13 protein-coding genes are annotated in these 14,674 nt (G+C 58.3%); 9 read left to right on the top strand and 4 right to left on the bottom strand.

Features of this window, described 5'->3' with window-relative positions; all coding sequences use genetic code 11:
• Positions 1-279 precede the first annotated feature (279 nt).
• The 5 genes from PspTeo4_RS12160 to PspTeo4_RS12140 all read left to right on the top strand — a co-directional run bounded on the left by PspTeo4_RS12160 (position 280) and on the right by PspTeo4_RS12140 (position 7,107).
• Entirely contained in the window at positions 280-1,770 is a 1,491-nt protein-coding gene (locus tag PspTeo4_RS12160) for an aldehyde dehydrogenase (RefSeq protein WP_322364008.1), read from the top strand.
• Positions 1,771-1,966: 196 nt separating this feature from the next.
• A complete protein-coding gene (locus PspTeo4_RS12155) occupies positions 1,967-2,962 on the top strand; it encodes an ABC transporter substrate-binding protein (RefSeq protein WP_322364854.1) in 996 nt (331 codons plus the stop codon).
• 316 nt (positions 2,963-3,278) lie between these two features.
• Positions 3,279-4,127, top strand: coding sequence for a helix-turn-helix transcriptional regulator (locus PspTeo4_RS12150; RefSeq protein ID WP_322364006.1), 849 nt, complete (start codon positions 3,279-3,281; stop codon positions 4,125-4,127).
• Positions 4,128-4,222: 95 nt separating this feature from the next.
• Positions 4,223-5,608: an aspartate aminotransferase family protein gene (locus PspTeo4_RS12145; protein WP_322364005.1), complete on the top strand. Its 1,386-nt coding sequence runs from the start codon at positions 4,223-4,225 to the stop codon at positions 5,606-5,608.
• A 119-nt stretch (positions 5,609-5,727) separates the two neighbouring features.
• Positions 5,728-7,107 carry an APC family permease gene (locus tag PspTeo4_RS12140; RefSeq protein WP_322364853.1) on the top strand — a complete coding sequence of 460 codons (1,380 nt, stop codon included), beginning with the start codon at positions 5,728-5,730 and terminating at the stop codon, positions 7,105-7,107.
• A gap of 140 nt (positions 7,108-7,247) precedes the next feature.
• Here the strand turns inward: PspTeo4_RS12140 and PspTeo4_RS12135 are convergent, their stop codons facing one another.
• The 3 genes from PspTeo4_RS12135 to PspTeo4_RS12125 all read right to left on the bottom strand — a co-directional run bounded on the left by PspTeo4_RS12135 (position 7,248) and on the right by PspTeo4_RS12125 (position 10,566).
• Positions 7,248-8,684 (bottom strand): alanine/glycine:cation symporter family protein, encoded by a 1,437-nt coding sequence (locus tag PspTeo4_RS12135; RefSeq protein ID WP_322364004.1) that lies wholly within the window; start codon positions 8,682-8,684, stop codon positions 7,248-7,250.
• Positions 8,685-8,766: 82 nt separating this feature from the next.
• Entirely contained in the window at positions 8,767-9,576 is an 810-nt protein-coding gene (locus PspTeo4_RS12130) for an alpha/beta hydrolase (protein WP_322364003.1), read from the bottom strand.
• An 84-nt stretch (positions 9,577-9,660) separates the two neighbouring features.
• Positions 9,661-10,566, bottom strand: a complete 906-nt coding sequence (locus PspTeo4_RS12125) for a LysR substrate-binding domain-containing protein (RefSeq protein WP_322364002.1) — start codon at positions 10,564-10,566, stop codon at positions 9,661-9,663.
• Between the two features lie 107 nt (positions 10,567-10,673).
• Between PspTeo4_RS12125 and PspTeo4_RS12120 the strand changes: the two genes are divergently transcribed.
• The 4 genes from PspTeo4_RS12120 to PspTeo4_RS12105 are packed head-to-tail and all read left to right on the top strand — an operon-like array spanning position 10,674 to position 13,834.
• Positions 10,674-11,336 carry an RraA family protein gene (locus PspTeo4_RS12120; protein ID WP_322364000.1) on the top strand — a complete coding sequence of 221 codons (663 nt, stop codon included), beginning with the start codon at positions 10,674-10,676 and terminating at the stop codon, positions 11,334-11,336.
• A gap of 1 nt (position 11,337) precedes the next feature.
• On the top strand, positions 11,338-12,003 hold the full coding sequence (locus PspTeo4_RS12115; RefSeq protein WP_322363999.1) for an RraA family protein: 666 nt from the start codon (positions 11,338-11,340) through the stop codon (positions 12,001-12,003).
• Positions 12,000-12,629, top strand: a complete 630-nt coding sequence (locus PspTeo4_RS12110; protein WP_322363998.1) for a dimethylmenaquinone methyltransferase — start codon at positions 12,000-12,002, stop codon at positions 12,627-12,629. Before PspTeo4_RS12115 ends, PspTeo4_RS12110 begins: the two co-directional genes overlap by 4 nt.
• Positions 12,626-13,834: a pyridoxal phosphate-dependent aminotransferase gene (locus tag PspTeo4_RS12105; RefSeq protein ID WP_416196921.1), complete on the top strand. Its 1,209-nt coding sequence runs from the start codon at positions 12,626-12,628 to the stop codon at positions 13,832-13,834. The genes PspTeo4_RS12110 and PspTeo4_RS12105 overlap by 4 nt, the downstream gene beginning before the upstream one ends.
• A 79-nt stretch (positions 13,835-13,913) precedes the next feature.
• Here the strand turns inward: PspTeo4_RS12105 and PspTeo4_RS12100 are convergent, their stop codons facing one another.
• On the bottom strand, positions 13,914-14,552 hold the full coding sequence (locus PspTeo4_RS12100; protein WP_322363996.1) for a cupin domain-containing protein: 639 nt from the start codon (positions 14,550-14,552) through the stop codon (positions 13,914-13,916).
• Positions 14,553-14,674: the final 122 nt, after the last annotated feature.

The raw sequence follows: 14,674 nt of genomic DNA, 5'->3' as shown, positions 1-14,674 counted from the left end.
CGTTGAAAACAGCCTCGGAATGCTCATTTACAACCCGTAAACTCCGCTTCCTCGGCTGTTTTCGCCTTGCCTGACCTTCGTCTCAAGACTTTTCATACAGACCCTAGGGGTTCAGTAGCACATTACCTCAGGAATGACAGCGCTTGCCCCTGGTCTTGCAGAGCTTTTTCATATGACTGGAGCATATTTTTACTAATTTTCCTCGCCGCAATAGTGGCGCACCATCCTCTCACCTGAATAACAAACTGACCGTAGCAGCGGTCGATGTGGGAGTACAGTGTGTTCGACCTTAACTACTGGCAGCAGCGCGCAGCCCGCCAAAATTTCATTGATAAGGCGCTGATTGGCGGCAAGCAATTGGCAGCCTGTTCCGGGGCCACCTTCGATGCCATGAACCCGGCTACCAACCAACTGCTCGCTCGTGTAGCTGCGTGTGGTGCCGAGGAGGTCGACTTGGCGGTGAGCAGTGCTCGCCGTGCCTTCAATGACGGCCCGTGGGCGCGCATGGCACCTGCTGAGCGCAAGAAGATCCTCATCAAACTGTCCGAGTTGCTGTTGGCTCACCGTGAAGAGCTGGCGCTTCTGGACTCGTTGAATATGGGCAAACCCGTGATGGATGCCTATAACATCGATGTTCCTGGGGCTGCAGGTGTATTTGCCTGGTACGGCGAGGCGCTGGACAAGGTCTACGACCAAGTGGCTCCAACCGCCCCTAATGCGTTGGCGACGATTACGCGAGAGGCCTTGGGTGTAGTCGCTGCGGTGGTGCCCTGGAACTTCCCGCTTGATATGGCTGCCTGGAAGCTGGCGCCAGCACTGGCGGCGGGTAATAGCGTTGTGTTGAAACCCGCTGAGCAGTCTCCGTTCTCTGCCTTGCGCCTGGGCCAACTTGCGCTTGAAGCCGGAATACCAGAAGGGGTACTGAACGTAGTGCCAGGCCTCGGCGAGCATGCGGGCAAAGCGCTGGGTCTGCACCCCGATGTCGACTGCCTGGTGTTCACGGGTTCTACTCAGGTCGGAAAATTCTTCATGCAGTACTCCGCTCAGTCGAACCTCAAGCAGGTATGGCTGGAGTGCGGCGGCAAGAGCCCCAACCTGGTATTCGATGATTGCCAGGATCTCGACCTGGCTGCAGAGAAAGCCGCCTTTGGTATCTTCTTCAACCAAGGTGAAGTGTGCTCCGCGAATTCTCGTCTGTACGTGCAGCGTTCTATTCACGAGGAGTTCGTGGAGCGGGTCATCGCCAAATCGCATAATTGGCTGCCTGGTGACCCGCTGAACCCTCGCAGCGCTGCAGGCGCAATCGTTGACAGTGAACAGACCCGTCGCATCATGAGTGCCATCGATCAGGCTCAAGGCGAAGGCGCCAAGCTGCTGAGCGGCGGTGAGCAGATGTCGATCAATGGCTCGTCGAACTTCATTCAGCCGACCATCTTCGGCAACGTCACCAATGCCAGCAGCATTGCACGTGAAGAAGTTTTTGGTCCGGTCTTGGCCATCAGTGCTTTCGATTCCGAAGAAGAGGCCGTGCAGTTGGCCAACGACAGCATCTATGGATTGGCTGCTTCTGTTTGGAGTGATGATTTGAACCGCGCGCACCGAGTGGCCCGTGCTTTGAATGCTGGCACTGTCTCGGTGAATACCATGGACGCACTGGATGTGACAGTTCCTTTCGGTGGTGGCAAGCAATCCGGCTTTGGTCGCGACCTGTCAATGCACGCCTTCGATAAATATACCCAGTTGAAAACTACCTGGTTCCAACTGCGCTAAAGATTGGCTCCCATCCGGCCGTGCATCCACGCAATGCACGGCCTTTGATAATAATAACTTTCAAAGGGTCTGAGTGCTTTCGACTTTGGCCTTTTGGCCTTTCCCACAACTGCCTCAACACCACGACAAATACAACAGTGAGGGCGTTTCAATGCGTATCGTCTCTGCGTCACTTAGCGTTGCGTTGTTCAGTGTCATGAGCTTTTCTGCAGTCGCCGAAGAATCTCAACTTACCGTGATTTCTTTCGGTGGCGCCACCAAGGCAGCCCAGCAAACGGCTTATTTTCAGCCATTCGATCAGCGTGGCGTCGGAAAAGTTATTGCCGGTGAATATAACGGTGAACTTTCGAAGATCAAAGCCATGGTCGAGGTTGGTCATGTGTCCTGGGATGTTGTCGAAGTCGAAAGCCCAGAGCTCATTCGGGGTTGCGAGGATGGGCTTTTCGAGAAAATTGATCCGGCCATAATCGGTGAGCAGTCGAACTATTTGCCGGGAACCCTCAGTGAGTGCGGTGTGGCCAGTTACGTCTGGTCGATGGTGCTTGCGTTCAACGCGGCCAAGCTCACCCAGGGCCCGACCTCGTGGGCCGATTTCTGGGATACGAAGCGTTTTCCTGGTAAGCGAGGCCTTCGTAAAGGTGCCAAGTACACGCTCGAGGTAGCGCTGCTTGCGGACGGTGTTTCACGGGAGGAACTTTACAAGGTACTCGGCACACCGGAAGGGGTGAGCCGCGCCTTCAAGAAGCTTGACCAGATCAAGCCTTCGATCCAGTGGTGGGAGGCAGGCGCTCAACCGCCGCAATGGCTCGTCGCCGGAGATGTCGTGATGTCCGCTGCCTATAACGGCCGGGTAGCCGCCGCTCAGAAGGAAGGGGCGAAGCTCGGGATCGTTTGGCAAGGGAGTTTGTATGATCCTGACCACTGGGCGATCGTGAAAGGGTCAAAAAACAAGGCATTGGCGGAACAGTTCATCGCCTTTGCCAGCCAGCCGGAACCTCAAAGAACTTTCTCCAGCCAGATCCCTTATGGCCCTATTCGCCAGGACGCATTGGGCCAATTACCGGCCGATGTCCAACAGCAATTACCGACGGCTCCATCAAATCTGGCAGAGGCGCAGCTAGTCAATGCGGAGTTTTGGGTTGATCACGGTGAAGAGTTGGAAGAACGCTTCAATGCTTGGGCGGCTCGTTGAGCCTACTTGGCGTGCAAGCTGAAATCTACGCGTCGCCGTTGTGGCCGATGAAGTAAGACACTTGGCCAAGCATGCTCAGGACTGCATAAGTGAAATTCACCAGGTGATGGCTCGGCTTCAGGGAAGCATCCGAGCCGTCGTTGAGCGCATGAAATTCAGGCCTGAAGCTGAATCACTGTCGGAAGGCGGCCCGCTTGGATAGGCCGCCCGCTCACCCAAAAGGGTGATGGTGGCCGAGCGGCGCTCGTGAAACAATCCCTTAACGCCCAAGCCATTGAGCCGAGGCACTTCCAATGTCTTAAACGAGACGAAAGCGATGGAAAGAGACCGCCTGACATCCGAAGCGTGGTACCAACAGATGGCCCACGTTGTCGATGGCATAGGATCGTCAGCATTCGTCGAGGCGTTGTTTGCTGCTTTGAATCATCTGGCTCCCTCTCAGGCGCTAACCGTATTTCTATTTCCTCATGAAGGTTTGCCCTCGGCGCTATTTGAGCGAGACGAGGAGGGGCCATGGATGCCCGAAGGGAATATCAAAAAGTATCTTGAAGGCTTTTACTTGCTGTGCCCATTCTATCGCGCCAGTTTAGAAGGTATCGAGCCGGGGTGTTATCGGCTCAGCGATGTGGCCCCTGATCATTTCAGACGAAGTGAGTATTACCTGTCGTTCTACCAGCATGCGCGGCTGGAGGATGAGTTGAACTACATCGTTCCGTTGGGGCCAAAACTTACCATCGCGGTCGCAGTGGCCAGCACTGCTCGGCTTACCAAAGTTCAGGTTGAGAATCTCAAGTGCATCGCGCCATGGGTATTGGCCGTCGTTCGCCGTCATTGGGGGAACTTGGATGTCGAATCGCCCGGGCGGCGTTTTGAGAGCGCTTTCGGGCGCCAGATCAGTGCCGCGCTTACAAATTTTGGTTCATCCTTGTTGACGGAACGGGAGTGTTTGATTGCCCAGTACATGCTTCGCGGTCATTCCATTCGCTCGTTGGCGGAGCGTCTTGGAATTAGCGAGGACACGGTAAAAACACATCGAAAGCATCTTTACGCCAAACTCGATATTTCAAAGCAGTCGGAACTGTTTACATTATTCATTGATTCGGTTGCGCAAGCTCAAGAGGGGCTGACCAAGGATCCCTTGGAAAGTTACCTTCGCCGACAATAATCTCTTTCAACTGGTCTTTTTGTTGGTCCGGGTGGCAAAGTTTGCTGCCGCGGGCACTGTCGTCCCTGAAATAATAAATACAGGAATAAATCAGTATGAACGCGCCTCTCAATACTTCGCAGCGTGCAACCCGCGATTATCAAAGCAGCGACGCCGCGCACCACATTCACGCCTTCCTCGACCAGAAAGCGCTGAACGCCGAAGGCCCGCGGGTGATCGTCGGTGGCGAGCGGCTGCACCTGTGGGACAGCGACGGCAAGCGCTACCTGGACGGCATGTCGGGCCTGTGGTGCACCCAGCTCGGCTACGGCCGTAAGGACCTGACTGCCGCCGCTGCCACGCAGATGGACCAGCTGGCCTATTACAACATGTTCTTCCACACCACCCACCCGGCTGTGATCGAACTGTCCGAGCTGCTGTTCAGCCTGCTGCCGGGCCACTACAGCCACGCCATCTACACCAACTCCGGTTCCGAGGCCAACGAGGTGCTGATCCGCACCGTGCGCCGTTACTGGCAGGTGGTTGGCCAGCCGAGCAAGAAGATCATGATCGGTCGTTGGAACGGTTACCACGGCTCGACTCTGGCAGCCACCGCGCTGGGCGGCATGAAATTCATGCATGAGATGGGCGGGATGATCCCGGACGTGGCCCACATCGACGAGCCATATTGGTACGCCGCTGGCGGCGAGCTGTCGCCGGCCGAGTTCGGCCGCCGCTGCGCCCTGCAACTGGAAGAGAAGATTCTCGAACTGGGCGCCGAGAATGTCGCCGGCTTCATCGCCGAGCCGTTCCAGGGCGCCGGCGGGATGATCTTCCCACCGGAAAGCTACTGGCCGGAAATCCAGCGTATCTGCCGTCAGTACGACGTGCTGCTGTGCGCCGACGAAGTGATCGGTGGCTTTGGCCGCACCGGCGAATGGTTCGCCCACGAGTACTTCGGTTTCGAACCCGACACCTTGTCGATCGCCAAGGGCCTGACCTCGGGCTATGTACCGATGGGTGGCTTGGTGCTGAGCAAGCGCATCGCCGAGGCACTGGTCGAGCGTGGCGGGGTGTTCGCCCACGGTCTGACCTATTCCGGGCATCCAGTGGCGGCGGCGGTGGCGATCGCCAACCTCAAGGCGCTGCGTGATGAAGGTATCGTGCGCCAGGTCAAGGAAGAGACCGGTCCTTATCTGCAGCGTATCCTGCGCGAGGTGTTCTCCGACCACCCACTGATCGGCCAGGTGCAGGGTACCGGGTTGGTGGCGGCGCTGCAGTTCGCCGAACACAAGCCCAGCCGCAAGCGTTTTGCCAACGAGAACGACCTGGCCTGGCAGTGCCGTACCTTCGGTTTCGAGGAGGGCGTCATCATCCGCTCCACCTTGGGCCGTATGATCATGGCGCCTGCCTTGGTGGCCACTCGCGGTGAACTCGACGAACTGGTCGAGAAAACTCGAATCGCTGTTGATCGTACTGCACGGCTTGTCGGCAAGCTGTGATGTACCTGCTGCCCATCCTATCCGCGGGTGGGCAGCAACCCCTCCGAAGAAGCGCCATCAACAGCATCAGGCATCCTTGATGCTGCGGCACCTTGCAGGCAAGTTTCCTGGAGTCCGCAATGAATACAACAATAAACGCAGCCGATACTCCCGCTCACCATTCACCGTCACAAAGCGGTACACCCCGGCGCTTCCGCCAGTCCATGAGCCTCACCGCGCTAGTGCTGTTCGGCCTGGCCTACATGGTGCCGCTGGCGGTATTCACCACTTACGGGCTGGTCACTCAAATGACCAAAGGGCACCTGCCCATCGCCTATATCATCACCCTGGTCGCCATGCTCTTCACCGCCTACAGCTACGGTCGCATGGTCCAGGCTCATCCATTTTCGGGCTCGGTCTATACCTACACGCGCAAAGCCTTTGGCAGTTACTTCGGTTTTATCGCCGGCTGGACTCTGCTATTGGACTACATCTTCCTGCCGCTGCTGAGTTACCTGCTGATCGGCATCTACATGTCCGAGTACTTCCCCGAAGTTCACGCATGGGTCTGGGTGTTTGGTTCCATCGCCCTTGTCACGTTCCTCAACCTGATCGGCATTGAATCGATCACCAGAATGAACTGGATACTGGTCGTCGGGCAGTTGGTGTTCATCGTGGTGTTTGTGGCCCTGTCCATCAAGCACGTGGGGCAGCAAGCCCAGCCGCTCTCGCTACTGGCGCCATTTCACCACCAAGGCTTCAACATGCCGCTGATCATGACAGGCGCAGCGGTGCTGTGCCTGTCGTTCCTGGGTTTCGACGCGGTATCGACCATGGCCGAGGAAACCCCTGAACCGAAACGCCGTATCCCTCAGGCGATCATGGCGGTAACGCTGGTCGGCGGCCTGTTGTTCCTGTTGGTGTCCTGGTGCGCGCAGATGGTTTTTCCGGAATGGAGTACCTTCAACGATCCGGATTCGGCTTCGGTGGACGTGATGCGAAGGGTTGGGGGCGAGCTGCTCGTGAGTGCCTTTACCGCAACCTACGTGGCCGGATGCTTCGCTTCGGCGATGGTGTCTCAAGCTAGTGTGTCCCGGGTACTCTTTGCGATGGGGCGTGATGGTGCGCTGCCGAGGGTGTTTGGCAAGCTGGTGTCCACCAAACGAGTGCCGGCTACCGCCATTATGTTGGTCAGTGTGCTCTCGCTGATCGCCCTGTTCATCACGCTGGACACGGTCGCCAACATGATCAGTTTTGGAGCACTGTTCGCTTTCTCGGCGGTGAACCTGGCGGTGGTCAAGCATTACCTGCTCGACCAGCAATTGCGTGGTTTACATAACCTGGTGCTGTACGGAGTACTGCCTGGGCTTGGCTTCCTCACCACTATCTGGCTATGGACCAGCCTATCGTCAATGTCCTTCACCATCGGTTTGTGCTGGATGGGTGCTGGGGTCCTGTGTCTGCTTTTGATGACTCGGGCATTCCGAGTCAAATTGCCCGAGCTGCAGATGGGAGAGTGAATCGAGGCAAGTCGTGAAAAAGGGCCTTCGGGCCCTTTTTTCGTTTCGGCTGAAACAACCGAAAACTGCTAGTGGCCGGGCGTTTCAAGGCAATGCAACTGAATGGGGCCACGCAACCGGCCCCATCAACACCACGCGTTTCAGCGATGGCCAACCACTATCGCTGGGTTGTCTACGGTCTCTGGGTTCGGTGTCGACCAGATACCCTTGTCGATGTTCACGTCCTCAAACGCAGTGGCAGTCAGGACGGGCTCGGCAATGCCTGCCTTGCGCTGTTTGTCGTAGTCCGCGAGTAACCTGAGGCCAACCTTGTACAGCAGTGTCAGGGCGATCAGGTTCACCAGCGCGCAAAGCGTCATGGTGATGTCGGCGAAGGCAAATACCGTCGAGAGGTCTTGTACCGATCCCCAAAGGATCAAGGCCAGCACGAGCGTGCGGTAGCCCAGCAGCACCTTGCGGCTTTCACCGAGGATGAACTTGAGGTTGTTCTCGCCGAGGTAGTAGTTGTAAAGAATCGAGGTGAACACGAACAACGCAAGCGCGACGCTGATGAACACGCGTCCCCAGTCGCCCACCACCGCAGCCAGCGAGTTCTGGGTCAGTACCAGGCCGTCACCGGCAAACCCGGCGGTGTAAAAGCCAGAAAGCAGGATTAGCAGCGCTGTGCAGGTACAAATCACGAACGTATCGAAGAACACACTGAACGCCTGCACCACACCTTGAGAGATCGGGTGCTTGACCTCGGCCACTGCGGCCACGTTGGGTGCACTGCCCAGACCTGCTTCATTGGCGAACACCCCACGTTTGACCCCCATCACTATGGCGCTGCCTATGAGGCCACCGAAGGCCTGATCCAGCCCAAACGCACTTTTTATGATGGTCAAAAGCATCATCGGCACATGATCGAACTGAAGGACGATCACGTACAGGGTCACGCCGATGTAGGCCAGTGTTTTGACCGGTACCAAAAGGTCTGCCACTTTGGCGATTCGCTTGATACCTCCGACGAAGACCAGCCCCAGCACCCCGGCCAGAACAATGCCTGAATAGGTAGGGTTGATACCGAAGGCATTCTGCAGGGAATGGGTCACGGCATGCGATTGCAGGCCGTTGAACGAGAAGCCGAAGGTGACGACAAGCAGAACGGCCATGACCACACCAAGCCAGCGCATTTTCAGACCGTGCTCGATGTAGAAGGAGGGGCCACCATGGAACTGGCCACTGGCATCTCTGCGTTTGTACAGTTGGGCCAGGCTACACTCCATCAGCGTTGTCGCCATCCCCACCAACGCGGTGACCCACATCCAGAAGACAGCGCCTGGGCCGCCCAGCGTTACCGCCACGCCAACGCCCGCGATGTTGCCCGCACCTACCCGGCCTGCAAGGCTGAGCATGAGCGCCTGAAACGAGCTGATCTGGGTAGAACTGCTGGTGAGGCTGTCTTTGAAGACCTTGAACATGTGCAGGAAGTAGCGAAGCTGCACAAAGCGTGTCTTGATTGTGAAATAGGCGCCCAGTCCGACGACCAGGACGATGAGCAGCTTTCCCGAGAGAAAACCATTGATGGCTTCGAGCATGGCGCAACCTCATTGTTATTTTTACTGGGGTAGTTCGAGCCTCACGCGGCCAGCGCAGCCGCGCTTCGGTAGTTCGATTCGCTTAGGCGCGGTCTTGCAGAGCCTTGATGTGTTGCCACATCAGGACGGGGTTGGAGTACATCGGGAAATGGCCGCAGTCCGGGATGCACGCCAGTTGCACGCCCTGGGCTGCGATGTGCCCGAGGTAGGACAGGTGTGAGTTGGTCACCCCGTACATGTATTGGCGCGGGAATGGCAGTGCCAGGAACTTGTCCATGAGCTCGCCGTTGTCGGAGAACTCCACCATCGACTCGAAAATGCCGCGCACTGCGCCAGTACGTACTTTGTGCACGAGGCTCGCGGCATACAGGGCGCTCGCGGGGTCCGAGGCTAATCGAGTGCGCTCGATAAAGTCGTGAAAGAAGCGTTCGTCATCTTCGCGACGATGATCATGAATTTGGCGACTGAGGAAGCAGTCTTCCGGGGCAATGTTGCCCTCGATATCGACGAAGCTCAGCACCCGCTGTGGCTCCCCATGAGCCAGCATCAGACCGGTAAGTCCCCCCATCGAATGGCCCACAAGATGGAACTTGTCGATCTCGAAATGCTTGAGCACGGCCTGCGCTGTTTTTACCAGCAAAGGGATGTTGATGCGCGAGAGGTCGGTGCACGCGGTTTCACCGCAACCTGGCGCATCGTAGGCAATGAAGGTATGCCCATCGAAAGCGTGTTGCAGCGTGATATCGGCGTAGTCTTCTTTGGTGGAACCGAAGCCGTGGAGGAACAGGATGGGCGCTTTCGGCCCGGTGCGGTGTAGCACCGCCAGGTCGAGTTGCACACCGTCGATGTTCAGCGGGATGTTCTCGTGGGTGAAGCGAGCTGGGTGGGACACGGATGGGGGCTCCTATTACAATTCCCCAATGTCGAGCCCACCCGATGATTTGTAAAATACGAAGCCACGAACCCTGTTATATGCCTAGCCTATGACAGCGAGTTTTTGCTTTGCCTGATCGATCATTGCCTCTACCAGCGGGTTTTTGTGCTCGCCATGCCAAGCCATGGCCGTGGTGACCACTTTCACCTCGGGTTGCAGGGGGCGAATGAGGACGTTTTCGGGGGCGAGTCTGTCCATCGACGTTGGTACCAGAGCGATGCCCTGGCCGCAGCTGACAAAGGCAACTTGTGAGGAGACCGAACGGACCTGATGCACGATGCGCGGTGCGAAGCCGCTGGCTTTGCACTGTCCGACCAGGTAATCGAAATACACCGGGCTTACATCCCTCGATGCCATGACCAAGGTCTCATCGGCGAGCGCCTTGAGGGAAATCGACTCGCTGGCGGCCAAAGGATGGTCGTTGGGCAGCGCTACTGCCAGTCGATCCTCGGACAACGGCAGGGATTGAATATGCCGGCCGAGATTGCCTTCCAGGCGTGCGAACGCGATATCGATATCACCTGCCTCAAGCGCGGGAATCGCCTCTGCGCTATCAATTTCCCGAACCGAAACCGTGATCAACGGGTGATCCTGCTTGAACCGCTCGATCAGCGGCGGCAGCACATCGATCATGGCCGATGTAATCGCACCAATGGTCACCACGCCTGCGTGGCCTGCGACCGCTTCGTGTACCGCCAACTCAAGTCGCTCCAGTTGATCGGCAAACTTGCGGACTGCGGGAAGGATGGCCGCCCCGGCAGCCGTCAGTTGTGCACCACGGCGAGAACGCGTGAACAGTTGAACCCGCAGGGATTGCTCGAGGGCCTGGATCTGCTCGGTCAACGGCGGCTGCGACATGCCCAGGCGCTTGGCCGCGCGGCTGAAGTTCTGGTCCTCGGCAACAGCCAGGAACAGCCAGAGGTGGCGTATCAAGCGAAAGTTGATCACGGCGCTCTTCCATAGGTTTGGGATATGACAAGCTTAGCTTCTTCGTAATATACGTATCAAACCTCGGCGCAGATACTCAAGCCTCACCTACAAGAGGTCTGCAACCGATGAGCTTGAAAGCCCCGCTTGAGCGCCTGGCCGCGCTCGACACCAATACGGTGTCGGACGCGCTGGACTTCCTCCAACTCCCAGGCGCCACCAATGGCCTCATGCCGCTCTGGAACTGCCCAAAAATTGTCGGTCGAGCCAGCACCGTGCAGTTGGCCCCCAAGCAGGACATGGCGCCCACCGTTCACCTGATTACCCCGGTGGTGGAAAAGATCGGCACCGATGATCGCGTGCTGGTGATCGCCGGTGGCGTCGATGGAATCTCCAGCTGGGGCGACATCCTGGCCAATGCGGCTCGACGCAAAGGCATTCGTGGTTCGATCATCGACGGATTCAGTCGCGACATCCGCGGCAGTGCCGATATCGGTTATCCGGTCTATGGCCGCGGCGTGACCATGATCAGTGCGCGCAACCGGCTCATCCAGGTCGATGCCGCCGTCAGAGTGAGCATGGCTGGCGTGGAGGTGGAAGAGGGCGACTACGTAATCGCCGACGAATGCGGCACCGTTTTCGTTCAGGCCCAAGCCATCGAGCAGGTGCTGGACCTGGCCGAGCGCATCGACCGCCGTCAAGCCGGCATGGTTGACGCCGTCCGCGCCGGTCGTTCGGTCGAAGAGGTCATGCACGACAGCCAATTCGAAGCCATCAAGGTGGAGCACTGACATGAGCCTTTTCGATAAAGACCTTGTCGCCTTGTTTGAAGGCCTGGATACCCCCGGTGTATCCGACGCGATGGACAAACTCGGCCTGCCAGGCCAAGCGTTCGGTATTGTCCCACTGGCCAACTACGGCCAGGTCGTGGTCGGCCCGGCCTTCACTGTGCAGTACGTCAGCGCCAGCACCCCGCCTGGCACTGTCGGCGACTTCATTGATGACGTTGCACCCGGCGACGTTGTGGTTATCGCCAACGAAGGCCGCACCGATTGCACAGTGTGGGGCGACATCATGACCCAGTATGCCTTGGCGCGTGGCATCGCTGGCACGGTCATTGACGGTGTCTGCCGTGATGTGAACAAGGCGCTGGGCGAAGGCTACCCGCTGTTCAGCAAAGGCCGCTTCATGCGTACCGGCAAGGACCGCGTGGAAGTCGTGGCCGTCAATCAGCCGGTGTCGGTTGGCCATGCCCGGGTTTGTGCTCGCGACATCGTCGTCGCTGATGCCAATGGCGTGGTCATCGTGCCGCGCGACCGTGCTCGGGATGTGGCAGAAACCGCGCGACGCATCGAACACGTTGAAGCGCAGATCCGCGAACAAATCACCACTGGCAAGAGCCTCAAAGAAGCCCGTGCCGCCCTCGGTTACCACTCCCTGCAGAGCAAACGACCATGAGCCTTCCTCACGACTATCAGAACATTGCAAAGGTCCTCGGCACCTCCACCCTATATGAGGCATCCGGCCTGCCTTGCGCGGTCGACCGTGAGATTCGTGCTGTCTGGAAAGGTGCATTCATCGCCGCGCCAGCTTACCCGTTGCAGTGCTCGCCAGGTGACAACCTGGGCTTGCATCTGGCCGTGGCCAAAGCACCGCGTGGTAGCGTCCTGGTTTGTGATACCGCCGATTTCGTCGCCGGTTACTGGGGGGAAGTGCTTACCGTGGCCGCTGAAACCGCGGGCATCGTTGGCCTTGTGATCAATGGCGGCGTGCGCGACATCGCCGCGCTTGAAGCGCATGGCTTCCCGGTGTTTGCGCGGGGCATCTGCGTCAAAGGGACCGTCAAGGCGACCACGCCTTCGGTAGGCAAGCCGTTCGACTTTAGCGGCGCCCAGGTCAGCGCTGGCGACCTGGTCGTCGCGGATGAGGATGGTGTGATCATCATCCCGGCCGACGCGGCTGAACATACGCTGCGTGAGGGGCAGAAGCGCGCCGACAAAGAAGCCGTGTTCATGGGCAAGCTGCGCGAAGGCAAAAGCACCCTGGAACTGATGGGCCTTTCTTACCCGGAGGAGTGCGCGTGAGCCTTGAAACGCTGAACCGTCGCCTGGAAGCTGCCAAACCTTCGGCGACCTACAAGATCATCGACCGTGTTGCTGCGCGCCGCGCAGAAGGCGCGAAGATCATTTCGCTCTGTGCGGGTGAGCCGGACTTCGACACGCCTGAGCACATCCGTGCCGCAGCCATCAGTGCGATCAACAATGGTCACACCCGTTACACCCAGGTGGCCGGCCTTCGCGCGCTGCGTGAAGCCATCGCACGCAAATACCAGCGCGAGAACGGTCTCGACGTCAGCTGGCAGGACACGCTGGTGTGCAGCGGCGGCAAGCAGGTCATCTTCAATGCCCTGGCCGCGACCCTGAACGAAGGCGACGAGGTTGTGATCCCCGCCCCGTACTGGGTCAGCTATCCAGAAATGGTTGAGCTGTGTGGTGGCGAGTCACGGATTGTCGCTTGTGGCGCCGAGTCGAACTTCAAGTTGACCCCGAACGCGCTGGCTGAGGTCATCGGGCCGAAGACTCGCTGGCTGATCCTCAATTCGCCTTCCAACCCCACGGGCGCGGTGTACGAGCGCAACGAGCTACAAGCTTTGGCCGAGGTGTTGCTTGCCCACCCACAGGTGCTGATTCTGGCGGACGATATCTATGAGCACCTGATCTTCGACGGTCGTGATTTCCTTACGCTCGCCCAGGTTGAACCACGGCTGGCTGCACGGACCTTGACCATGAACGGCGTGTCCAAGGCCTATGCCATGACGGGCTGGCGAATCGGGTTCGCCACAGGTCCTCGCTGGCTGCTCGACGCGATGGAGAAGCTGCAGGGGCAACAGACCTCAGGCGCCTGTTCCATCTCGCAGCACGCTGCAATCGCTGCTCTGGACGGACCGAAAGACTTCATCGCCCACAGCCGCGAAGTATTCCAGCGGCGCCGCGATTTCATGGTCGAGTTGCTCAACGAGGTGCCGGGTATCAGTTGCGTAGTCCCAGGTGGTGCCTTTTACGCTTTTGCCGACTGTTCTGGCCTGATTGGCAAGCGCTCTCCACGTGGTCGTGAGTTGCTCAATGATGAGGCGGTGGCTTTGGCGTTGCTAGAGGAAGCCAACGTCGCGGTCGTACAGGGCAGCGCTTTCGGTCTTCCAGGCTACCTGCGCATTGCCTATGCTCTGGATGACGAGTCGCTGCGTGCGGCTTGCCAGGCCATTCACCGCTTTTGCGAGGACGCAAGGTAGTCGCACCTTGTCGCCCCGCTCAATAGAGAAAATGCTGCGCGACAGGCAGTCGAATCCAGTCTGATCCAGTTGCCAACCCTCAGAAACCCAGGTCCAGCGGTGCGGCCTTCACCCAGACTTTCGCCCCTGCTTCCCCTGCAACAACATGCAGTGGCGTAGCGGGTGGCAGCCGCATCCAGCTCCATGGGCGTAGCTCGAAATCGTCGCCGCGCAGAGTGCCGTCGAGGACGAACAGCTCCAGCCCTTGGTCGTTGTGCAGATCCAGAGCCATCGCTGGCGATATGTCATGTAGATGGACATGCTCGTGAGCGTTTTTGAAAAGCAGCGTGCTGCCTTGCGCTGGCAGCTGTGCGACTACACGTTGATCATCCTCGGGGTGGAACTGGCGTAGCTTGACGAAGATGATGCAGCCAGCAGGTGAGCCTGGAGTGTGTTGGCTGCCAGGCGGGTTTCTGACATAGCTGCCGGCCGGGTAGCTTCCCCATTCATCCTCGAAAACCCCGGACAGCACCAGAAACTCTTCGCCCCCTGAATGCACATGCGGGGTGAATGCACTTCCTGCGCTGTAGCGGACCAGGGAGGTAGCCCTGGCCTGTTCTGCACCCACGCGAAACAACTGGCATCGCTCCACGCCTGCTTGCGGGCTCTTGATCCAGGGTTGTTCATCTGCATGCATCAGGGCTATCGCCTGAAGGTCTGCGTTGAGGAGGGTCTGCATGTTCAGGTTTCCCGCTGACGGTTGGAGATCTTGGTGCTGCCTTTACGTTTGCTGTGATGATCGCCGCGCTTGGGTGTCGAAACCTACTCGTGGCCGCTTCTCTCGGCAATAGGCTGATGCTC

The sequence above is a fragment of the Pseudomonas sp. Teo4 genome (assembly GCF_034387475.1).
Taxonomy (GTDB): Bacteria; Pseudomonadota; Gammaproteobacteria; order Pseudomonadales; family Pseudomonadaceae; genus Aquipseudomonas.
The sequence above is the reverse complement of the archived record's forward strand: the minus strand, read 5'-3'. Positions and strand labels throughout refer to the sequence as shown.